This is a genomic window from Flavobacterium sp. Leaf359, assembly GCF_001423985.1.
Taxonomy (GTDB): domain Bacteria; phylum Bacteroidota; class Bacteroidia; order Flavobacteriales; family Flavobacteriaceae; genus Flavobacterium; species Flavobacterium lindanitolerans.
Genome location: NZ_LMPW01000016.1, coordinates 510 through 23,968, shown reverse-complemented (window position 1 = coordinate 23,968; position 23,459 = coordinate 510). Strand labels below are relative to the sequence as shown.

The 23,459-nt window shown below is 40.7% G+C and carries 12 protein-coding genes and 1 pseudogene; 9 read left to right on the top strand and 4 right to left on the bottom strand.

Annotated elements, in window-relative coordinates; all coding sequences use genetic code 11:
* Positions 1 to 13: 13 nt before the first annotated feature.
* Positions 14 to 7,039: a gliding motility-associated C-terminal domain-containing protein gene (locus tag ASG38_RS16995; protein ID WP_162239721.1), complete on the bottom strand. Its 7,026-nt coding sequence runs from the start codon at positions 7,037 to 7,039 to the stop codon at positions 14 to 16.
* A gap of 412 nt (positions 7,040 to 7,451) precedes the next feature.
* Here ASG38_RS16995 and ASG38_RS16990 point away from each other — a divergent pair, with 412 nt between their 5' ends.
* The 4 genes from ASG38_RS16990 (at position 7,452) to ASG38_RS16975 (ending at position 9,965) form a co-directional block, all read left to right on the top strand.
* Positions 7,452 to 8,165, top strand: a complete 714-nt coding sequence (locus tag ASG38_RS16990) for a helix-turn-helix domain-containing protein (protein WP_162239720.1) — start codon at positions 7,452 to 7,454, stop codon at positions 8,163 to 8,165.
* Positions 8,166 to 8,338: 173 nt separating this feature from the next.
* Positions 8,339 to 8,776 carry a hypothetical protein gene (locus ASG38_RS16985; protein WP_143395040.1) on the top strand — a complete coding sequence of 146 codons (438 nt, stop codon included), beginning with the start codon at positions 8,339 to 8,341 and terminating at the stop codon, positions 8,774 to 8,776.
* Between the two features lie 118 nt (positions 8,777 to 8,894).
* Complete coding sequence (locus ASG38_RS16980; RefSeq protein WP_056073804.1) at positions 8,895 to 9,338, top strand: response regulator; 444 nt, start codon at positions 8,895 to 8,897, stop codon at positions 9,336 to 9,338.
* Positions 9,339 to 9,455: 117 nt separating this feature from the next.
* Positions 9,456 to 9,965 (top strand): hypothetical protein, encoded by a 510-nt coding sequence (locus tag ASG38_RS16975; RefSeq protein ID WP_056073802.1) that lies wholly within the window; start codon positions 9,456 to 9,458, stop codon positions 9,963 to 9,965.
* A gap of 4 nt (positions 9,966 to 9,969) precedes the next feature.
* On the opposite strand, the gene ASG38_RS16970 is transcribed toward ASG38_RS16975, so the two are convergent.
* Entirely contained in the window at positions 9,970 to 10,881 is a 912-nt protein-coding gene (locus ASG38_RS16970; RefSeq protein WP_056073800.1) for a phytanoyl-CoA dioxygenase family protein, read from the bottom strand.
* A gap of 260 nt (positions 10,882 to 11,141) precedes the next feature.
* On the opposite strand from ASG38_RS16970, the gene ASG38_RS16965 reads away from it, so the two are divergent.
* The gene (locus ASG38_RS16965; protein WP_056073798.1) at positions 11,142 to 11,573 is read left to right on the top strand and encodes a hypothetical protein; all 432 of its coding nucleotides are present in this window, start codon (positions 11,142 to 11,144) and stop codon (positions 11,571 to 11,573) included.
* An 18-nt stretch (positions 11,574 to 11,591) separates the two neighbouring features.
* Positions 11,592 to 12,158, top strand: coding sequence for a hypothetical protein (locus tag ASG38_RS16960; RefSeq protein ID WP_056073796.1), 567 nt, complete (start codon positions 11,592 to 11,594; stop codon positions 12,156 to 12,158).
* A gap of 81 nt (positions 12,159 to 12,239) precedes the next feature.
* Here ASG38_RS16960 and ASG38_RS16955 read toward each other — a convergent pair whose 3' ends face one another.
* Positions 12,240 to 13,112 carry a cation diffusion facilitator family transporter gene (locus ASG38_RS16955; protein WP_056073794.1) on the bottom strand — a complete coding sequence of 291 codons (873 nt, stop codon included), beginning with the start codon at positions 13,110 to 13,112 and terminating at the stop codon, positions 12,240 to 12,242.
* 184 nt (positions 13,113 to 13,296) lie between these two features.
* Between ASG38_RS16955 and ASG38_RS16950 the strand changes: the two genes are divergently transcribed.
* The gene (locus ASG38_RS16950) at positions 13,297 to 13,935 is read left to right on the top strand and encodes a response regulator transcription factor (RefSeq protein ID WP_056073792.1); all 639 of its coding nucleotides are present in this window, start codon (positions 13,297 to 13,299) and stop codon (positions 13,933 to 13,935) included.
* On the opposite strand, the gene ASG38_RS16945 is transcribed toward ASG38_RS16950, so the two are convergent.
* Positions 13,932 to 16,931, bottom strand: coding sequence for an ATP-binding protein (locus tag ASG38_RS16945; protein WP_056073790.1), 3,000 nt, complete (start codon positions 16,929 to 16,931; stop codon positions 13,932 to 13,934). The genes ASG38_RS16950 and ASG38_RS16945 overlap by 4 nt on opposite strands.
* Positions 16,932 to 17,192: 261 nt before the next feature.
* Between ASG38_RS16945 and ASG38_RS16940 the strand changes: the two genes are divergently transcribed.
* Positions 17,193 to 17,924 carry an aquaporin gene (locus ASG38_RS16940; RefSeq protein ID WP_082482258.1) on the top strand — a complete coding sequence of 244 codons (732 nt, stop codon included), beginning with the start codon at positions 17,193 to 17,195 and terminating at the stop codon, positions 17,922 to 17,924.
* Positions 17,925 to 18,191: 267 nt separating this feature from the next.
* Positions 18,192 to 23,459, top strand: a pseudogene (locus ASG38_RS16930) (hypothetical protein); the annotation flags it as partial.

The following is a 23,459-nucleotide window of genomic DNA, read 5'->3' as shown; positions in this document are numbered from 1 at the left end:
TTATCCTGTGGAATTAGCGAATCAGATAAATCCATCCGCTTTTAGTTCCAGTTCCATCACCTAAATCAAGAATGTAGTAATAGGTTCCTGTTGGAAGTTTTTTGTCTTCGTTGATAGGAGAGTTGACATTCGCAGTTCCGTCCCAGGTATTATGGTAGCCTCTGGTCTTATAGACTTCAACACCGTAGCGGTTGTGAATCTGCAACGTGTTGTTAGGATAATTCTCAATACAGTCAATTCGGAATAAATCGTTGTCACCGTCATTATTCGGGCTGAACTCATTGTATACAATCAGACAAATAGGTTCGATAGAAATAGATGCTATGTTATTTTCTGTATTCGAATCTATAGGAGTAGATGAGGTTATTGTTACCGTATTTACATAATTTCCGGTCGATAGTATCTTAACAGTAATCTGTAAGGTAGCCGTTTGTCCGGAAGCCAAAGTTGGTATAGTCCAGACACCGGATGTATTGGAATAGGTTCCGGTTGAAGCATTGGAGCTCACATATTGGAAGCCGCTTTGTAATGGCTCGTTGATTATAAGGTCTGTGAACTGGCTTTGTCCGTTATTGCTTACGGTTATCGTGAATATGATATTCTCATCAATACTAGGCTTGAGATTGCTGGCAGTCTTGCTGATTGTTATATCGGAGCAGACGTTGATGGCAATATCTCTGGTAGCAAAATTATCGCTGGAACAGCCGGTAGTGTTTGTAAAAGTAACGCTAATGTTTCCGGTGCCTACTGTGTTCCAGGTAACGGTCGCAAAATTGTCTGATGTCTGGCCGCCACCTGTAATTGTACCGCCAGTTACATCCCAAACATAGTCTGTCATTCCGGCTGCAGTAGTGTAGGTTACGGTTTCAGAAGAACAGGCCTGGTTGCCACCTCCGGTAATCACTGCCTGGCCGTCTGTCAGGAATTGTACTGTAATAGCCAGTCTTGTTGCGCTTTGACAGGTGCCGTCACTTAGAGCAACATAGTAGATTCCTGCCACTAAAGGTGTTGTTGTAGCTAATGCCGTTCCTCCTGCAGGAGTATTGTAAAACACTACATTGGTTTCATTCACCTGAAGATCTGCAATTGTTGGGCCATCTGCCTGGCAGAATCTTTGGGTAGTATTAGCCGTTGTAGGTGTATTCGGGTTGTTTATAGTAACCGTAATGGCTAATCTGTTGATGCTTTCACAAACTCCGTCAGTAGCTGAAGCATAATAAATACCATTTGTTAATGCTGTTGTTGGCGCTAATGCCGTGCCTCCGTTTGGTACATTGTAGAAAATGACATTTGCCCCGTTGACCTGAATGTTGCTGACTGTCGGGTTGTTTGACAAACAGAAACTTTGAGTCCCATTATTGGTTGTTGGAGTAGAAGGATTGCCTATTGTTACGGTAATAGCCAGTCTCGCTTCGCTTTCACAAATTCCGTTGAACAGGGAAGCATAATAAACACCGGCTGTTAATACACTGGTTGTCGCAATAACATTGCCTCCGGTTGGAGCATCATAAAATACAACTCCTGCCTCGTTCACCTGTATATTGGCAACGGTAGGATTGTTTGACAGACAGAAGTTTTGCGTTGTACTGTTTGTTGTAGGTATTCCTACTACTGTTATACTTACCGTAATTTGCAAACGCGTCACGCTTTCACAACCTGTTGCATCTCTCAGGCTCGCATAATAGGTTCCGTTTGTCAAAGCTTCAGTAGGAGCAAGCGGCGTACCACCTGTAGGCAAAGTATAGAATACTACGTTTGGCTCATTTACCTGAAGATTAGCGACTGTCGGGTTTTGCGCACTACAAAATTCCTGTGTGTCATCATTAGTAGTTGGAGTAGCAGGGTTGCTAATTGTCACTGTAATTGCAAGTCTGGTAGCACTTTCACAATCGCCTACCTGGAGTGCGGCATAATAAATTCCTGCAACCAGTGGTGTTGTTGGAGCAATAAGGTTGCCTCCTGTTGGCGCATCATAAAATACGACATTGGTTTCATTAACATCAATGTCTGCAACAGTAGGATTGTTTGCCTGGCAGAAATTCTGTGTTGGGAATTTGGTTATAGGAGTATTCGGGTTGGAAACCGTTACTGTAATAGCCAAACGTGTTTCGCTATGGCAAACGCCATTCACCAGCGAAGCATAATAAATTCCACTGGTTAGCGGAGCCGTTGGAGCATATTGGCTTCCTCCTGTAGGAGCGTTATAGAAAACCACATTGGTTTCGTTAACCTGTATGCTCATAATTGTTGGCCGGTCTTCCAGACAGAATTCCTGTGTATTGTCATTTGTTGTTGGCGTACCCACAACCGTAATATTTACTGTAATAGCAAGACGTGTTACACTTTCACAACCTGTCGGGTCTACCAGGCTGGCATAATAGGTTCCATTTGCTAAAGCTTCTGTTGGCGCTAAAGGAGTACCGCCATTAGGAGAGCTGTAGAAAACTACATTGGTTTCGTTTACATCCAAATCAGCTACAGTAGGACTGTCGCCCTGGCAGAAGTTTTGTGTTGTTGCAGCTGTTGTTGGCGTTCCCGGGTCAGTAATGGTTACTGTAATTGCCAATCTGTTTTCGCTTTCGCAGGTTCCGTCTAAAATAGCGGCGAAATATATTCCCGGCGTTAAAGGTGTGGTAGAAGGCAACAGGTTTCCGTTTACTGCGGCATCATAAAAAACAACATTAGTTTCGTTGACCTGTATTGATGCTATCGTAGGGTTGTCGAGCTCGCAGAAATTTTGTGTAGGATTAGCTGTTGTTGGTGTTGGCGGATTCCCTATCGTAACTGTAATGGCTAGTCTGGTATCGCTTTCGCAACTTCCGTCAATTTGTGCAGCATAATAAATTCCGGCTGTAAGCGGAGTTGTTGCAAGAAGCGGAACACCTCCTAATGGAAGACTGTAAAACACAACATTAGCTTCGTTCACCTGCAAATCGGCAACCGTTGGATTGTTAGTGCTACAGAAGTTTTGTGTAGCATTGTTTGTTGTTGGTGCAGGAGGATTGCCCACTGTCACCGTAACCGCTTTAAGATTGCCGGCCGTATTCAGACAGGTAGTGTCGCTGGTAATCGCAATATAATAGGTGTAAGGACTTCCGGCAGTAACAAGACCGGTTATAGAAAGCGTTCCGTTGGCTCCAAGCGCATAAGTAATACCGCCAATAGTACCATTAGTAATTGGCTGTGTCGTGTCGTTCGTAAGGTAATAAGTGAACTGCGGATTTGCCAAAGTACTTGTAGGATTTAGCGTTACAGAGCTGTTAAGACAGACCGTTTTGTTGTCTATTACCACATCTCCCGCTGTTGAAGGAGGCAGGATAGTGAAAGTAACCTGCTTTCTGTCTGCCAGAGCAGTCTGGCAATATTCATCAGAGCTAACCCCAACAAAATAGGTATAAGTTCCCGGTGTAAGTCCTGTCAAGGCAAGACTGGAATTGGTTTCTGACGGAATTAAAGTTTGTGTGGTACCGTCTAACTTATACCAGTAATAAACAGGATTAGAAAGTGTCATAGTCGAGTTCAGAACAGCGCTCAGGACTACATTCCCGGTTGTGGTACAAAACGAAGCCGAATTTCCTCCGTTAATCTGAACAGAAGCGATAGCATCTGCCGGAGCTGTTTGTGTTACCGTAACACTAACTCTTCCGCGGGCTAAGAACTCACATCCAAATCGAACCGGTTGTACATAATAAACATGTATTCCGGCTGACAGGTTGTTGGGAAGCGTGAAGGAATTTCCGGTAGAAACTACATTTCCTCCAACTTTTGCATCATACCATATAAATGAAGTACAGGCTACAGAATCTTCTTGCAGTCTGATTGTTTCTCCCTGACAGGCTTCGACGGCATTGTTTTCATCGCCGCCCAGAATTTTGGTATTGGCAACCCTTTCGATGTGGTGGATTCGCAATTGGTCCAGTACATTGGCAACGCCTCCAAAACGGATTCTGATTCTGTCGAATGAATGTTGAGGGACAACAGTAAGAATTGCGCCCTGGTCGCCAGGAAGCAGCTCTAAGTTAAGTAGCACGCTCGTGCTTCCAATAACTGGACCTGCCATAGCTTCATTTAAGACCGGTTGTATACTGATACCGGCAAGAAGATTTAAGTTTAATAAAGAACCTGGTCTTGAGATTTTGATTTTTAAGGTATCGCCTACTACTGAAGGAGTTCGGAAAACGGCTGTAAGTTCAGCTGCAGCCAAAACTCCTACACTGCTGAGCATGGTGGCAAAGGAAGTTTCGCTATTGTCAATGGCATTGCGTGGGGTAGTTACACCTACTAAAGAAGTAGCGGCTCCAACTCCCAGGTCAATTGCTCCGTATAATACGTCTTCAGCATCGCCGGATTGGCAGGCAATTTGAGTTGCCGGGGTTTTATAATAAGCTTCATAAACTTTTGCGCTTTGTGCCACACTAAGCAGTGAGGTGATTTCAATACGGACACCGTCATAGGCTTGCGGACCAGCATTGTTTGCCGGAACGAAAGTATATTCAAAGTTGTTTTGTCCGGACAGCAGGTTTAATAATGACCCTGAAACCGGTTGAAGCGTTCCTACATCTACAGCTGTTCCGGAACCGTTTCTTTTTGTTCCAACAACCGAAAAGCCGCCTGCTAAAGTAACTCCGCTGTATTCAGACCCCAATTTTAAGGTGACAGGAGTTCCCGCAGCAATAGTTTCACTCCATTCCAAAATCTGAGAAGTTGTTCCTATGCCCAACAGTCCAATTCCGGTGGTAATAGTCGAGAAAGTCTGGATATTACCGTCAACAGCGCTTCCTGCATTAACTACGCCTCCTGTTAATATCGTATTCCAACGTTGCGAGTTGGCGTACTTTCTTTCTGACAGCGGAGGACATTCGTTAGGGTCTAATACCGTTATGGTAACTGAACCGCTTACAGAGCAGGTTCCGTTAGTTGCAATAGCCGTAAAAGTATAGGTGCCTGCTGCTGCGAAAGGACCGGCAACGTTTGATGGTAGGGCCGTCCCGTTAGGAGCATACCAGGTAATGGTTCCTGTAGAAACAGCATCTAAAGTAACGGTGTTGCCTATTTGAGTAACCAAAGCCGTATTGGTAATAGACAGGTTGGGTTGCGGATTTACAGTTACTGCTACAGGAAGTATATCTGACGAGCAGGTGTTATTGGCTCCCTGTGCCTGTATGTAATAGGTTCCGCTTGTGGTAATATTTGATGCTGCTTCTGCCGTAATAGGATTGTTGGAAGCATCAAAGAAAACATAGGTAGTGGTAGGGTTGAGGTTTAGGATGGCATCGGCAAGGTTAACAGAGCCGCATCCTGATATTGCAGATTGTATTTGCAGGTTAAGAATACTGGAAACGTTTACAGTTACTTCCTTCAGATTATTAACGGCATTTTCGCAAATACCTTCAGAAGTAAGAGATATAAAATAGGAGTAGGGTGAGTTGGCTTCACTTAATCCTGTGATAGTAAGCGCTCCTGTAGCCGGATTTTTGACATAGGTTGCTCCGGCATGTCCGGCAAATCCGGTAGTGATTTCCTGTGTTTTGTTCTGGTCAGTATAATATCGGATCAGCGCCCCTCCAATTGTGGTTGTCGGAGTAAGGACAATATTTCCCTGACAGGCAGTGAGTGTACTCTGTATGTTGATATCAGCAGCAGTTGGCAGGCTGATAACCTTTACAGGAACAGCTACTCTTCGCGATTCTTCTGTACAGCCTATTTTTGCGGCAGCTACATAAAAAATAGTATCGGCACTTAATTGTGCTGTTTGAAATGGCGCACCGGATGCAACAGTTGCTAAAATAGGGCCACCTGTTGGAGTATTGTACCATCGGATTTCATTACCGGCAGCGGTATTCGCAATTAGTGAAGCGGTGCTTCCTGAACATACTACAGCATTTAAAGTAGCCGGGTCTGTTATGGTAGGCATTTTAGGAACGCGAACAATATCATAAAGGTCAAGGCGCTGTGTCAGCTGCAAATTGAGCAGGGAAGTATAGCGGACTGTAATTCTATCGGCTGGTGCATTTGGGGCAAAAGGGATAGTAGCGACTTGATTTCCTTGCAGCAATGTCAGTAAATCCAGATTTAATAAAGAACTCAGAGACCTGGAATCTACAATTGCAGGGCCATTATACGCAATAATCTGGATATTGTTCGCGACACCTAAAGCTAATAAAGACGGGTCGACTTTTAACCTGATGTCGAACTCGTCTGTGGTTTGTGAGAGGCCGTCAAAATAAACGGTTTGTTCTATTGATGCTGCTACGCCTAAAACGCCCAAACTCAATCGGGAAAAACTGTTAGGGTCAGAATCCAATACATTTTTTGGATTGGTTACTCCGGCACCGCCAAGATTCAAAAGGTCCAGGCTAATGCCCTGGCCGCTGTAGGAAGTATAGGAAGCATAACCACAATCATCCGGGTCTGAAATATAAAAAGCATCAAAGACGCCCAATTGTTTTGTGTTGAATAATCCTAAAAGACTTCCTATCCTGTTTCTCAAACGGATTCTGTTATAGGATTGGGCAGGAGTTATGGCAACAAAATAATCGCCTGTTTCATCGGTTACGATTCGAAGCCTTTCTGTTGCGAATTCGCCTATGTCCTGGCTATCGCCCTGCAAAAGGACGTTATTTCCATCTTTTGCCTGAACGGTAAATTCCTGATTTCCAATCAGCACGGCTCCTAATACATTCGAAAGCAAACCTCCTAGACTTCCTCCCAATAAAGCAGGAAGGAGATTTTCATCTGTCTGAATCTTAATATACGAAGTAGTATTGGCCGGTAATGGCGTTGGATATTCGAGTTCAATATAACCTGAATAAGCACCGATACCTAAAGCTAGTCCTGAACTGGCCCTTACGTTTGCTTTAGTAGCAAGATTACCGTCGACGGCATTGGCAGAAAGGTCGGTATTGCTTTCGCCCGAAATTACGGTAGCATAAACTCTTGTGGATTGCGCACTGAGAGGATTATGGTAAAAAAGCAATAAGATTAAGATTGGGGAGTATAGGAAATAATACGCCCTTTGAAAAGTAAAATTAATTTTCATAAGCAACTGCATTTAGTTAATAGATAGATTTGGGAACCTTTATTTTAACGGGAAATTAATAGTTTTTTAAGCCTTTTTCTTACATATGTATTGTAATTGGGTAATTATGAATAATTTATACTATGTTTTTAGTGGTATTTTTAGAAAAAGTATATATTTGTTTCGAATTGTTATTGATTTTAAATCCGTAATAATTCGCAAAAAACCCAAATTTCCAGAACCCGCCCTCATAGATTCATTCTGTGATATGACTTTATGCTTGGTGTTTAAAAAATACCACGTACTTGTGAATATTTTTTAAAAAAATGCTTTTTGAAATTGATTGTGCAGACAATTTCCTAAAGTGGATTTTTTAACGGATTTCATGAATTTAATTTTATCCTTGGATAAAGTTACAACACATTTTGCGAATATGCAAGAAAATAAATCACAAAACGCGATTAGCGTTATTAGTAGATTGAAGAAAGCGCTGAAAATCAAGACAGATATCGAATTATCTGAATTTTTGAACATTAAGCCAAATACGATTTCTACTTGGAAAAAAAGAGATAGTGTAGATTTTGATTCTATAATCACAATTTGCGAGCTTTATGAGCTTGATTTGAATGAAATATTCTTAAATAAGAAAAAAGCGGGAGCCTATACCAACCACACTCCGTTGATTTCAAGAGAAGTTCAGTTTCAATATGCCAAAGGAAATGACAATGCCAGTTTACTTGATATTCTTCCAAAGTACAGTTTTCCTTTTATTAGTGCAGATGAATCCAGAGTATTTCAGGTGGTTAGCAATAACATGTTTCCTGTAATAGATGAGAATTCATTTGTGGTTTGCGAAAAAATTGACATTGACCGGATTGAAAATGATTCTATCATTGTTTTTGTAAGCCATGAAAAAGGCCTGTTTATCAATCGGGTGGCAAAAAGTACCTATGATGATAACATTTTTGTATTGAGCAATGAAAATGATTTTTATTCCAGTTCTAAATTGAACGTTTCTGAAATTTCAGAAGCATGGGTTGTGCGTGGTGTCTTGTCGTACGACATAAATAATGCCAACCGATTCAAATTTATAAACGAAAGCATCAAAAAAATTAATAAGTTTCTTGACGATGCGAAAGTCAAGTAATAAATATGTAATAAAAAAGGATTCTTTCCTTAAATATAGAGAATCCTTTTTATTGCACACTTGAAAAATATCGCGTTTTATCATAATTCTGTGGAATAAGATAAATCCACCTTATAATTGTGTAACATTTTCAGAAATAATATAAATAATTTTGTCTCATATCTATGGGGGTTGTGAAATTAGTTTGTTTCTTATTGTTGCTCATCTGCGCCAAAGGCCTGTCACAGACTTTTGGTAAATCACCTATTTCCATATATCCGGCTCCACTAAGCGAAAAGGATATGATGTACTATAAATGGTACAATCATCCCGAAGAAGAAAATATTTATATCATTAATTTCGAAAGAAATATTGATGGATTTACTACAGCCTTCAAAGAAGTAAGACGATTGCTTGCTGAAAATAATCTCAAATTTGAAGAAACAATAAGTAATCTGTCATCTTTCCATCCTGACCTGGATTCTGAACACAGTTATGAAGAATTGCATAGCTCTGTTAAGGATGAAAAATCGAAAATTTTCATGACCTGGAATTCAGGAAAAGACTTCCTTACACTTTTTTTAAAACATGATATTTACATGTTAATCTTAGGTAATAAGAAAGCGGAATAATGCGTATGCCCGGTTCTTGTGATGCATCTTTTTTTAAGATTGCATGGGGAAGAACAAAATTTTAGCCACACCCTGCATGTTAAGCCATTATGTCTAATCTAATACCTAATTATTTAATATGGGTACATCTATGTATGTTTTTCTGGTTGATGATGACCAGGATGATCGCGAATTGTTTGAAGAAGTAATAAAAGGAATTGATGATTCTATTGATTTGCTAATGTTTAAGAATGCCCTGGAATTGATGGAGTATCTTAATAGAGAAGATATTTCCCTTCCACAAATTATATTTCTCGATTTGAATATGCCACTTATTTCCGGAACGGAAAGCCTGAAACAGATAAGGTCGAATCCACGGTTTATGGACATTTCGATAGCGATTTATTCAACGTCTTCTTTAGAAAAAGATATTGAAGAAACGTTTGTCAACGGAGCTAATATTTATATCACAAAGCCCAATGATTTTTCTGTATTAAAAAAGACCATAAAAAATGTCCTAAATATCAACTGGCAATACTTTGGATCCGGCATGGACAGGAAAAATTTTTTCTATAATGTCTGACAAAAAAGAAAGTTTTTTAAACCCGTAAGAAAAAATAATTTTTGTTCAAAATAAGTTGCGGATGTGAAAAAGTGATGTTCTTTTTGCAATATCTTTGTACTATTCAACAGCAACGTTATGAAAATAATTCTGTCATCTGCCGTATTTTTTGTGTGTACCATCAGCTTGGCGCAGGATGTGGCTTTTATCAGTTCTATTTCAAAAACAGATAAAGGAAATGCCCGACAGGCTTCTGATAAAATTGCTTCGCTGACTACACTTTCGTATCGTTTTTACAAGGTTATGGAGCAGGCATCTGATTCTACCTATACGATTATTTATGCTCCGGCTGCTCTTTCTGATGCAGACCTTGAAAGCAAAAGCGAGTGGGATGAATGCCTGTATGTCGATTTCAAACTGGAGAATAAGGAAGTTTCAAAAACCCTAAAATTTCAATCCATCAGAGGAAAATATCTCGACATATTTCCGGCATGGAAAAAATATTTTAAGCAAAAGGCTCATATCGAATATACGATTACTGACCCGACCACACGCGAAATAGTTGATGCCAATCATGGCTATCGCTTCATACTTAAGGAAGGTGAAAATGCCAGGATTCCGAGATGGAGCATTATCAACAAATCCTAATGCCTTAAATCCATTCCGAAGCAGATTGATAATCATTTGGGAAATAGGTAAGATATTGCACCATTCTTGGTGTTTTGCCCCGATTGGCAGTAGCGCAATGGGGTAATGTATTTTGCCAGATAATAAAATCGCCGGCATTGCCTGTAACTGGCATTGCTGTTAAGGCTTCGGGCGCCTTTTCTCTTGGATTTTCGCCAGGCTGCAGTTTTTCCAACCAGGCATTGATTTCTTTATGAAAACCCGGAACACAATGAAAAGCGCCATCATCCGGACCACAATCGGTTAAGTAAAGCAATCCCTGCAATCCATAAGGAATAGGTGTTTTCAGGCTCACGTCCCAGTGTAGCGGACTGCCCATAAATTTAAAGTTTTCGGTTTCCGGAGGATTAAAACTCACTTTGTCTATAGTGGGATAAATCTTATCAGTTTTATAAAGCTGTACATAGGCCTTGTAAATCCGTTCAGAAAGCCGGTTTCTGTTTAGGGTTTGATGGTTTGAGAAGTTAACCATCAGTCCTTTTTGTTCCGCATGCCTCTCATACCAGGTGTCCTTTTTTTCGGGATTCATTCCAAGAAATTCCCAGATGGCATTTTCTGTCGCTTTACACTCTTCTTTTGAAATAACTTCTTTAAGGATGACATATCCGTTTTTGTCCCAAAATTCAAGGTCTTGTTTAGAGAGCACTTCTTCAAATTCTACCGAAATCACAGAATCTTTTCTGTTGGCCTTTATCCAGGACTTAAAACTTCCAAAATCGGGCTTTTCAAAATAGAGGAATTGCAGCGTGTCTTCCATACTGATTCCCAGTCGGTACAATACTTCAATCTCCTTATCCCAGGAACCGGTATCGGTAGTTCTGCCGGTATTGGACTCCATTGTCCGTTTCCAAAGTTTTTCAAGATAAATCCAGGGCATGGTTTTGAGATTAAGGTTGTTTTTCAAAAATAAAGAATAATCGTACACCCAAATAAAAAAACAAAAAATTAACCTTCGTTACGGAAAACCGTAAGGAAGCGTTTTTTGCACTCATTATATTTGAAAATGAGCCGGCGATGTTTCCAGTAACCTGTTTAAATAGAGCTTACGGAAGCTCCGTACCTTATTTCTCACTACCACTAAGAACGGGAAGAGGTTTGTAAAGCAAGAGAATAATTGCCGTGCCCGGAAATAATTTAATGACCTATTTATTTATGGCTAAGATTCCCCAATCTGCTCTTGCATGCATAGTGTTATTGTTTTTTGCTTTTTCTGGTTGTGAAGAAGATAAGGAGATTGTGACCTACAGTAATCTTGATGTCTCTCATATAAAAGATTTCCAATATATTCCTAAGGATTCCGTAATCTGCCGATTAATCTCACAGCATCAGGATTTTCATAAGACACAGATTGAAAGTTTTGAATCCCATTATGATGTTATTGGCTTTGATAAAGAAGGGAACGAAGTAACGGGTTATGCAGATGTTGAAAAAGGAGAACAATACGGGGAAGGTGTTATTGAAGATGAAACGGGCAGAGAGATTGAGATTGATGTGGAATGGATGAGTGACGGAAAGTTAAAGGCGAAAGACGAACAAGGAAATACATGGGAACTTACAATTGAAGAATAATAGTTTAAAAAGAAAAATATGATAATCAAAAAAGAAGACCTAAAAGAAAGGAAGGACTTTAGCCTTGAAGAACACAGCCCTTTTATGATTTTGGATACAAAACATTTTCAATATTTTAGTGATATAGAAAAATTTGGCTACGCAGTTGAAGTACTCAATGTGGTTAATTCCATTACATGGATTAATAAGATGTACAGAGACTTAAAATCCGACCTTCATATTGAAACAGAGATTTTTTATGAAATTATTGACTGTATTCTGAATTCCAAACGTTTTAGTGACCAGCAGTTGGAAAGGTATTATTTAGCACAGCAAAAGCTGGAGCAATTTTCCAGTATTACACACAAGCTGACAGATACAGACAATAATTTTGATGTGCCTTTTACTGTTGATTTTATTATTTTGGGAGCCAACCAGGAGCAATATGAAAACCTAAGCGATGATAGAAGAAACGAATTGCATGATGAATATGCGGCATTGTTTTGCCAGGTCAGGTCAGGGGAAATCGAAATTGAAGATTTTCTGTTACAGGTAAAAGCATTGATTTTTAGTATGGATGAATTAGAACTGGAAAACAGTATTTAATTTTACCATCAATAAAAAGCTATAACTCTCGGACCCAATCCCGGGAGTTTTTTTATGGTTGAAATCAACTGAAATTTTAATTTAACTGTTCGGTTCGATATGAATCAGGATGTGCCCTAATTGAGGAATTTCTCTGTGTAAGGTATCAATTAACTGATGTGCCAGGTCGTGGCCTTCCTTAACCGTTATATTAGCATCAACAATGGCATGAAGGTCAACATGGTATTTCATTCCTGCTTTTCGGACATAGCATTTTTCAGTTCCGATAATTCCTGCAGATGTCAAAGAAACTTTTCTGATTTCTTCTACCAGGTCATCATACAGGTGTTCATCCATAATTTCGCCAAGAGCCGGTCTGAAAATCAGGTAGCTGTTGTAAAGTATGAATCCTGAAGCCAGAAGAGCAGCCCAGTCATCAGCAGATTCATAACCCTTTCCAAAAAATAAAGCAATTGAAATACCGATAAAGGCAGCTACAGAAGTAATGGCATCGCTTCTGTGGTGCCAGGCATCTGCTTTTAGGGATGAGCTGTTGGTTTCCTTGCTTTTTTTCATCACAAGGCGGAAGGAAATTTCTTTCCATATAATAATAGCTCCAAGGACAATCAGGGTGTAAGGTTTTGGAAGTGCATGCGGTGTTCCGATGTTCTGAATGCTTTCATAGGCTATGATGGTTGCAGAAGTTATAAGGAAACCCACAACAAGAAACGTAATCAGCGGTTCCGCCCTTCCGTGTCCGTAAGGATGGTTCTCATCGGCCGGACGGCTGGAATATTTTAATCCGAATAAAACCAAAGCCGATGAAAAAATATCTGTAGTAGACTCAATAGCATCGGCAATTAATGCATACGAATTACCAAAATATCCTGCTGCTCCTTTTATCAAAGCCAATGCAGTATTTCCTAAGATGCTGAAATAAGTGGTTTTAATTGCCGTTTCAGTGTGTGTGTTCATCGGATGGGATTGGGTGGGATGTGCTGTTTATTTTGTTGCAAGATACTTCAGGTTGGCGAGAGTTTTTATAAAAAATACACTTTTTTACAAATCCATTTTATTTAGGAAAATTTTGATAAGTTATGTTGTAAGATTTGTCAATCAATGAAATAATCGTATTTTTGATTTGCAAATATACCCCTAAATGGCAACAGAGTTGAAAAAAATACTACTGGCTGACGACCACAGTGTAGTCCGTCACGGAATTTCATTGATTTTGAAAGAATCATTCAATGGAATTACGGTTGAGCACGCCGAAAGTTTTACGTCTGTATTGAACCTGCTAAAAACCAGTGTTCCCGATTTATTATTTTTAGATATCAATCTTCCGGGAGGCAACAGTACCAAAATGATTGAAAAAATCAGGCTGTCCTACCCAGACCTGAAAGTATTGATGTTTTCTGCCTATGATGAAGAGCAGTATGCCCTTCGGTATATCCATGCCGGTGCCAATGGTTTCCTGAACAAACACAGTTCCGAAAGCGAGATTATCAATGCAGTACAGTCGGTTATGGAAACCGGAAAATATATCAGCGCCACAGTCAAAGAGAAAATTCTGGAAAATGTACTGCATAAAACGCCAATCAATCCGTTGGAAAGCCTTTCTGACCGTGAAATTGAAGTGGCCGGACTTTTGGCAAGGGGAGAAGGTAATCTGGAAATAGCCAACCAGTTGAATATTCAAATGACTACGGTTAGTACCTACAAAAACAGGATTTTTGAAAAGTTAAGAATTAACAATGTGGTCAGTCTGGTAGAAATCCTTAAGATTTACGAGAACTAGCTGCTTTTTTCTTCCTGCAGCCAGATGGTTATTTCGGTTCCTAGTTGGACCGTACTTTCAATATGCATATTGCCGTTTAAGATAATCAAGAGCTCGGCCACCATGGGCAATCCCATACCTATTTTTCGGACACCTTCCTGTGTTTTTCTATTTTTAGAATTATTGTAAAAATCTACAAGTTCAGGCGACATTCCTTTTCCCGTATCTTTTATCCGGATAAAAATATTTTCATCTCTTTTTCCGGAAGTAAGCAAAATCCTGCCGTTAAAGGTATTTTTAATGGCATTGTCGAGCAGGTTATGGATAATAATCGACAACAGCAGTTTGTTGGTTGATAGTACAAGAGTAGTGTCAATTTTATTGATTATCTCTGTTTTTTGGGAAGAAGCAATATTTAAAAAGATGGTTGTTTTTTCTTCCGCAAGTGTGTAAAGACTGTAAGGTTCGGAAGAGTTTTCCTGTTTACTCACTTTGGTATATTCCAAAAGATTGTCAACAAAATGATAAAGCTGGAAAGAAGATGTATAAATAGATTTCAAATCTTCTTCCACCAGTTTTATATTTTTGCTGTTCTGATAGGCATGCTTGCCGGTTAATGCCAAAAAGCGGAGCGGACTCTTGATGTCGTGCGTAATCGTTCGGATTAATTTTTTATGGTTGATAATTTCCTCACTTAGTTTTTCCTTTGTGTTTCTTAACGTACTGATGGTATTGCGTAATTGGAAAGTCTGTTCCGCAATCTTTTTTTCCAAAAGCACATTTTTTCTCCTGATGTAGCGGATTCTCATTTTAATGGTATAAAAAATAAGCGTCAAACCGCATAAAACCATCAGGATATTGAACCAGATAGTTTGGTAGAAAGCTGGCGGAATAATTATGGTGAGCGTTTTGTGCTTATAATTAGAGTCAAAACCGGTGAGTTTTCGCGCTGTAAGATAATAAGTTCCGTGTGGGAGTGAGGTATAAGAAATCTCATCGCCTTTCAAAGAAGTCCATTTTTGAGAAATAGGTCCCTGTAAGCGGATTTCAATATTCAGGTTGTTTGGGTTTCCGTAATACGGACTGTTGATGAATAGCCTTACCCTGCCAAAATTATTTTTCAAAAGCAAGGTGTCATTGCTGATTTCCTGTGTACGGTTGTCAACTTCGGCTTCCTGAAAATAGATTTCATTATCAGGGAGAAGCAGTTTTATTTTTTCAGGAAAGAATAATACGTTGCCTCGCATTGATGGAAATGTGAGGGCGTTGTTTCCTAATTTCAGACCGCAGGGCTGGCAGCCTCCGTTGAATTCGTTGGTGTAAAATCCGTCTGATTTGTCATAATACTGATAGTAAACATTATCTGTTTTTCCCTTGGAATAATTTAACAGGTTTTTCTTTGAAGCCTGAAAAAGCCCTTTGTTTGTAGAAATCCATAAATAACCATTCTGGTCTTCAATAATGCAATGAGATGAAAGCAGATACCTGTTTTTGTCAATAGGAAAATGGGTTGTTTTTTTGGTGTACGGATTGTAAAGGAAAAACCCTTTTTCATAGGTAGTCACCCATATTTCGTTTGGGTTTTCAATATAGATGCTCCTTACATAAGTATTGGAGATTTTCTTGATATTTTCAACCTTTTTTTCCCGGAAATAAATTTTATGGAAGCCCAAATGCGAACCTGTCCACAAGATATTATCTTCAATTTGAAGCATGTAGGTAGGGTGAAAAGGAACCACCATATAAAGTTTAAAACTCGGTTTTGATAGTCCGGTATCTTCCAGTCTGAAAAGCTTTCCGGCGGGAGCACCATTCGTAGCTGTTCCGGCCAGAATTTCTCCTTTTAGTGTTTCAAAAAGCAGAATGACCCGGTCTTCAAAAAACCAGGTGTCGAAAGTCGTAAAGTTGGTGCTTTTATTAAGTCGGTAAATTCTGTTGTCCTGTTTGGTCCAGAGGTCGCCGTTGCGGTCTTTGAGGAGGATGTAATTGTCATTCTCCTTGGTGAAGAAACGTTGTTTCTGCACGCCCGAAGAGCTGAATATTTCTCCGGTTGTAGAGAGAAAACTATCATTTCCATGAGGAATCTGGGCATAATATACTCCGTTTTTATTATTGCCAATAATGCTGTTGAATTTCTTTTTCTTGACAATCAGCAGTCCGTCGGTACTGCTTCCCAAATACAAGATGTCATTTGGGACATCATAGTAATACGAAATAATATTGTTTTTAGAAATGTCAAAATCCTTTAGCAGGACTTTCAGGATTAATTTATCCTGGTTCTTTTCCAGCAGATATACCGTATTGTTAAAAGTAATGAAGGTTTGTTGTGCTACCGTATTTGGAAATACGGTAAATCCTGTAGCTGGCAATCCTTCAATAGCGGTGAGGTAGACTTTCCCGTTTTCGAACCGCACAAACTTTCCGTTTTTATGAGAATAAAGAGTATTGTTGAGTAAGAAGAACTCCGTATTGTCCGGATCATACTCATATTCTATTTCCCAAAGTTTCTTATTGTTTTTGGTGTAGGCAGCCAGTGTCCCGTTTTCCAGGCTGAAATAGCTATTGTCTGTTTTGTAAATCTTATGAACGTAAACTCTTTTGCCTTTGTGGAGGTGGTTGGTCAGGCGGAAAGATTCCGGGATTTTATGTTTTGGGATGATTGAAGGTCTGTTGTTTTTTATGAGTATCAGATCTGTAAAGTCGCTCAACGCATAAATACTGTCGGTAGAAACTGTCCCTCTGAAATAGCTTATCCTGTTCGTTCCCAGTCCTTTTAGATTTTCAATATTGAAAACTTTGAACTTACTGCCGTCATAGCGCACCAATCCGTTTTCTGTTGAAAGCCATAAGAAACCATATTTGTCCTGAATGATTGACTTGACACTGTTTTGTGGAAGACTGTTATCATCTGCAGAATGCCATATGATGTCATACTCCCGGTTTTCTTGTTGTGAAAAAAGGGTAGAGATGCTGAAAAATACAGCAAAGAACAGGTATAGTGGTTTAGAAAATGGCATTTTTAGCAGATGGAAATCAGTGGCTTAATCAGCGCTATCCGATAAGGGAAATCCATTGCTCAATATTACAAAGTTCAGCATGAAAAATGCCGAATGGTGTTGTAGAATTAATTCTACAAAAAGTATTTATATGAGCCACAATTTTTTCCAATGTCAATATGGAATTTAGTAAATGATTTAACCCGATTAATTTTTATAGGTTTTGATTACTTGATGCAAGGGAAAGATTTCTTTCCCTTGCTATTATTCCACTAAATTTTTATGAGTTTACCAACATTTGCCTCCGGGCATAAAAAGATGTTCGCTAAAGTGCAATTAGCGAGCATTCTTGCAGAATTTGCAGGAACATTTTTATTGACTTTTTTTGTTGTAGCGGGAATGCTTATTCCATTTTTTCAAGATAATTTTTTCAATCAGCTGCTACTATGCCTCTCTATAGGTACCCTTACTTTTTTGGCTACTTTCTTTTTCTATCCTATATCAGGATCCCACTATAATCCTGCTATTTCGGTTGGTTTTTTTATTGCCAACAGAATAGGTTTTAACCGACTTATTGCTTATACCTGTATGCATGTAGCAGGAGGGATTCTGGCAACCTTGCTGGGGTTTTATCTGTTTTCGCAAAAAGGCGGAACAATTTCCGGGATGTTCATTAAGCCGACAGTGTTGGGATACGAGGAAGGATTAATGTTATCGGCAGTATGCCAAAGCGTGCTGATGTTTATTATTTTATTGCTTTTTTTAGGTTTGACCTATTTGAAAAAAAGTAAGTTGTATGTGGCTTCTATTATGGCAATAACTGTTTTTATGGCCAATTTTGTCAATATGTCTATTACCAATTATCCGCTAAATCCGGCCATTACTGCCGCAGAATTGCTAATCTATGGAAATCATGAAGCAATAGAAGCGTTGTCTTTATGGTTGTCACCTTTTGCCGGAGCCGGTCTGGCAGGAATTATCTACTACATCACCTTTATCAGGCCAATTAACTAAATCCGTAACCTGAAATCATAAGCCAAATTTGTAGAATTTATTCTACAAATGCTGTATGCATTGTCTACACGGCCTACGCAGTATAGTAAAGAAATTTGCACAATCGGGTTGTCCGTCAGCCAGATAGTTGTGTCTAACCATTTATTAATCAAACCAATCTGCGTATGTGTAAAAACTTTATTCTTTAAATCGCTCTTAATAAACCGTTTGCCACCACCAAAAAACTGTTTTCCCCGATTTTCAATTAAAACAATTAAAACCATAAAGATGAACAAAAACTACAGTTGTCAAGGCAGATTCTTGCCCTATCGACAGGTAAATGTCATGTTTGGGAATGCTGCATTAAGAGTAAAAAATATCTTAATGCTTGTTTTCCTTCTGACGATGGCCAGCTTCTGGAATGCAGCTTATGCAGATGGAAGTAAGGACCTTTATCCATCCGGAGTAGTGGGTAACCGTGCTTTCCTGTATAGTAATAGCTATACGGCCGGAGGAACCACCATCAATTCCTGGCCTTTTAAAACTTTAGGAACGCATTATGTCTATGCCCAGGTAGGAGAAACTATTGCGACAGGATCTAGCGCCCAAAACATTGGTAATGGACGTATCAGGTTGATAGCACCAGACGGGACTCAATTCTTATCTGCTGCGAATACAACAGGTCAAATTCCTAACCGTGCCGGTGAATTAGCCGGACCGCAATATCCAGGACAAGGAGCCGGAGGAAACCGCTATGTGCCTTATTCAGTAGTAGTTGCTGCTGGACAGGCAGGTATTTGGAAAGTAGAATTTTTACCTTCAGGTTCTGAAACCAGCAGTTCGACACCATCTGTTACGGATGTTGCTGCTGATGCTAACTGGACGCAGGGAAACAATACAGAATTGATAGCTGCCTGGGATATTTCCGTAAGAAATGCAGCTAATTCCAATTGGATTTCCGGACGTGTATATTCAAATGTGTTTAACCTGCACATACAGGGAACTTCATTTTTAGAAACTAAAGCCTTTTATGGTAAATTTACTGTTTTAACACGTGACGGAATTGCCTATAGAGTAACCAATAACGGCTCGAATGGAGTTGGGTTTACTTTTTTTGTAAATAATAAAGGTTTTTTAGATGCTACAGGAAATCCTTCCTATAAGAGTTTGAACCTTTCAAGCCCTTCAAGTGCTGATTTTAGAGTTCATGACCCTAGAAGTCAGGACGATGCTAATAACGTTACGCATAAAATATTTTATACAACGCCTGCTGCCGATTTGCCTTCAAGTGCAACTCAGGCAGTAAGTACTTCTTTGAGCGTAACAACCTGGTTAAAAAACAGTGTGATTACGCCTACGGCTACAAACATCACTTATACAGGTGCAGAGGGAACTCCAAACCGTTCCGGTAATAAGGGAGCTTATATTGGTTTCGATTCTAACCTTTCAGGAACATACAGAATTGAAATACTGGGAGCTTTCCCAACCAGAACTATAACAGGAAACTGTAATATGGGGACCAATACTGTTTTTTGGGACGGACGTGACGGAGCAGGGAATACGCTGCCTGCCAATACCAATATTGGAGAAATCAGAGTACAGCTGTTTGGTGCCGAAGTCCATTTCCCTTTTATAGATATGGAAATTAATCCGGGAGGGATTATTATTGAGCAACTGAACAGCAGTTATAACCTTTATACACCAAATAGAGATTTGGTATATTGGGATGATTCAAATGTTCAGGGCGGAAACGCAAATACACAATCAAACCCTACTGCTTCCGGAATAGCTGGTATTTCAAGTAACAGCAACGGACACAAATGGGGAAGATATACTACGGGAAGTTCCGGCTCCGGAAACAATGGAGATGGAGGTTCGAGTTTTGGAAACGAAAAATCATTAGATACCTGGAGTTTTGTTCCCGGAGAAGTAATTATAAAAACACTCGATATTATTGTTGCAGCTGCTGATTTGGAAGTAGTAAGCGTTACGCCTTCAACTACTTCTGTAGCTGTTGGACAACAAGTCAACTATAATGTAGTAGTAAAAAATAATGGGCCAAGCGACGTGACAGGTTCAGGCTTTGCCTTTGTTGTTCCGGCCGGATTTACAATAACGGGAGTTACTTATGTAAATAGCCAGGGAACTGTTGTAGTAGTGAGTGGAGCTGTTGACCCGGTTTCGGGCAACTATATAGCTGACCTGAATATGACAAACGGTTCAGAAATCGTATTTACGATTACAGGAACTGTAGGTTCATCTTTAGCAGGACAACCTTTAAATGTGGAAGCTTCAATTATACGCCCGGCTGACGTAACAGATATTGATGCCACTCATCCTGGCACAACACCACCAACCGACCCGCACTTGGAATGTAGAAACGGAACAGCAGTTGAAAACTGTAATAATATTAAATACAACAACCTGAATGTTGCCGCTATAGCCGACCTTACAATTGTGAAAACGGCAAATGTTACAGTGCCTACAATCGGGCAATCGGTAACTTTTACAATTGCCGTGACGAACAACGGGCCAAATGCTGCTACAGGAGTAGTAGTTACAGACCAGTTGCCAACAGGTTTTACTTATGTTTCTTCAACTGTTACTGCCGGTACTTACAACAGTGGTACGGGAATCTGGACAATAGGAAACATAGCTAACGGAGTTACACGAACAATGACTGTTACTGCAACGGTAAATGCTACAGGAAACTATACAAACGTAGCTACCGTAACAGGTACAGAAAATGATCCGGTTCCGGCTGATAATACAGATGACGTAACGGTTGCTCCGGATGCAGATGCGAATTTGGAAATTGTCAAGACTGTAAACAATGCAACACCAAATGTTGGCTCACAAGTAGAATTTACTTTGGTTGTAACCAATAACGGACCGGGTAATGCAACCAACGTATTGGTAACAGACCAGCTTCCTTCAGGATATACATATGTTTCGCATACAGCAGGACAATCCTATGCTTCCGCAACAGGACTATGGACAGTAGGGAACTTAGCTAATGGAGCAATCCAGACTTTAGTAATTACCGCTACTGTCAATGCTACCGGAAACCATACGAATACTGCTACTGTTGATGGCGATGAAAATGACCCTGATACAACAGATAACACAGATTCAACAACAACAACTCCTGTGAATGTTATTGTAGCCAATAACGATGCTACTGCAACTCCGGTTAACGGTATCGCGGGCGGTACGGCTATTGCTAACGTAGTATCAAACGACACGTTGAACGGTTCGCCAATCACGGCAGGTACGGTAACAATTTCTACTGCTCCTGGAGCTGTTCCGGCAGGATTGACGTTCAACACATCTACCGGAGCGGTAAGCGTAAATGCGGGAACTCCTGCAGGAACGTATACTTTCGACTATACGATCTGTGAGGTGCTAAACCCTACGAACTGTGACACTGCACAAGTTACAGTAAACGTGACGGCAGCGCCAATCGTAGCGAATAACGACACTACTGCGACTCCGGTTAATGGTATCGCGGGCGGTACGGCTATTCCAAACGTATTGGCAAACGATACCCTGAATGGTTCGCCAATTACGGCAGGTACAGTAATGATTACAACCGCACCGGGAGCTGTTCCGGCAGGACTGTCGTTCAATACTTCAACCGGAGCGGTAAGCGTAAATGCGGGAACTCCTGCAGGAACGTATACTTTCGACTATACCATCTGCGAGGTGCTAAACCCTGCGAACTGCGACACTGCACAGGTCACAGTAAACGTAGCGGCAGCGCCAATCGTAGCGAATAACGACACTACTGCGACTCCGGTTAACGGTATGGCAGGAGGTACGGCTATACCAAACGTATTGGCAAACGATACCCTGAATGGGGCGGCCATCACAGCAGGTACGGTAACGATTACAACCGCACCGGGAGCTGTTCCGGCAGGACTGTCTTTCAATACTTCAACCGGATCGGTAAGCGTAAATGCGGGAACTCCTGCAGGAACGTATACTTTCGACTATACGATCTGCGAGGTATTAAACCCTGCGAACTGCGACACTGCACCGGTCACAGTAAACGTAGCGGCAGCTCCAATCGTAGCAAATGACGATACTACTGCAACTCCGGTTAACGGTATGGCAGGAGGTACGGCTATACCAAACGTATTGGCAAATGACACCCTAAATGGGGCGGCCATTACGGCAGGTACGGTAACGATTACAACCGCACCGGGAGCTGTTCCGGCAGGACTGTCATTCAACACTTCTACGGGAGCGGTAAGCGTAAATGCGGGAACTCCTGCAGGAACGTATACTTTCGACTATACCATCTGTGAGGTCCTAAACCCTGCGAACTGTGACACTGCACAAGTCACAGTAAACGTAGCGGCAGCGCCAATCGTAGCGAATGACGATACTACTGCGACTCCGGTTAACGGTATGGCAGGAGGTACGGCTATACCAAACGTATTGGCAAACGATACCCTGAATGGTGCAGCCATCACGGCAGGCTCGGTAACCGTTTCGGTTGCTCCTGGAGCTGTTCCGGCAGGATTGTCGTTCAACACATCTACGGGAGCGGTAAGCGTAAATGCGGGAACTCCTGCAGGAACGTATACTTTCGATTATACCATCTGTGAGGTCCTAAACCCTGCGAACTGCGACACTGCACAAGTCACAGTAAACGTAGCGGCAGCGCCAATCGTAGCGAATAATGATAATCCAACTCCGGTTAACGGATATGAAGGAGATACGGATGTAGTAAATGTTTTGACTAATGATACTTTAAATGGTGTTCCGGTAGTACCATCAGAAGTTGTAATTACGGTAACTACTCCGTCAACAAACCCAGGCGTAGAGCTTGACCCGGCAACAGGAACGGTAAGCGTAGATCCGGAAACACCTGCGGGAACCTACACGATAGTGTACCAACTATGTGAAATATTAAACCCAACAAATTGCGATTCAGCTACAGTAACTATTGTCGTAACTGCTGCGCCAATTGTAGCGGTTAATGATACAAACGCCACTCCGGTAAATGGTTATGTAGGAGGAAATGCAATTCCAAACGTTTTAGCAAACGATACTTTAAATGGAGTAGCAGTAATTCCAGGTGAAGTAACAGTTAGTGTTGTACCAGGAAGTGTACCGACAGGAATAACATTCAATACCACTACAGGTGCAGTTGATGTTTTAGCGGACACACCGGCAGGAAACTATACTTTTGATTATACAATTTGCGAAATATTAAACCCAACCAACTGCGATACTGCAACCGTAACAGTTGTAGTAGCCGCAGCACCTATCGTAGCCAATAACGATACTCCAACACCGGTTAACGGATACGAAGGAAATCCGGATCTTGTTAACGTACTGGATAACGATACCCTAAACGGTGTTCCGGTAGTACCATCAGAAGTTGTAATTACGGTAACAACCCCATCGACCAACCCAGGCGTGGAACTGGATCCTGCAACAGGAACGGTGAGCGTAGACCCACAGACACCTGCGGGAACCTATACTATCGTATACCAATTATGCGAGATTTTGAACCCGACCAACTGCGATTCTGCAACGGTAACC